Raw genomic sequence first — 579 nt, 5'->3', positions numbered from 1 at the left:
GTCGGTGTCTCTGGGCCAGTCGGTGTCTCTGGGCCAGTCGGGGTCCTCGCCGGAACTGTTGGGGCCACCCGGACCGTCCTCCGGCTGCGGCGGCTGCTGGTCGCCTCCTTGGTTCCAGGGGTCGACAGGCAGAGCCAGGTCCAGCACCCCTTGCGGGTTGGTGTTCGCGGCGAGCAGCGCCAGGAGCTCAGCGGGGCGGGCCAGGTAGCCCAACGCCAACGCACGCAACTCATCCCGGCCAGCGTCGGGGTGGCGACCCGACAGGATCCCGGCGACCTTGGTGACGGTGGCCTCCACCCACACCGCGTCCCCAGCATCCAGACGGGCGATCAACGTGCGGAGCCCGTGTTCATCGGTCCTACCCAACGACACATACCGGCGTTGCTGTTCGGCCTCCACCCGCGCCTGGTGAGCATCGGGGTCGGCCTCGATCACCTTCGCCTCCGCGGTCTCGATCACCCGCCCCGGCGCCTGGGTACCCAGCATCGGCGCGACCGCCTGATCCACCACCCAGGTCTGATCAGCCGCTAGGACACGAGACAGGCGCGCGACCTTCCGGGCCACCCACACCTCCCCCTG

Annotated in this window: 1 protein-coding gene; it reads right to left on the bottom strand. The window is 70.3% G+C overall.

The window, feature by feature from the left end; all coding sequences use genetic code 11:
* The coding region (locus DNK54_RS20965; RefSeq protein WP_204164740.1) for a hypothetical protein at positions 1–507 on the bottom strand (507 nt) is incomplete at its 3' end.
* Positions 508–579 lie beyond the last annotated feature (72 nt).

Origin of the sequence: Nocardioides daejeonensis (assembly GCF_003194585.1) — a bacterium.
GTDB lineage: Bacteria > Actinomycetota > Actinomycetes > Propionibacteriales > Nocardioidaceae > Nocardioides > Nocardioides daejeonensis.
Note: the sequence above shows the minus strand (reverse complement) of the source record. Positions and strands in the feature narration are given on the sequence as shown.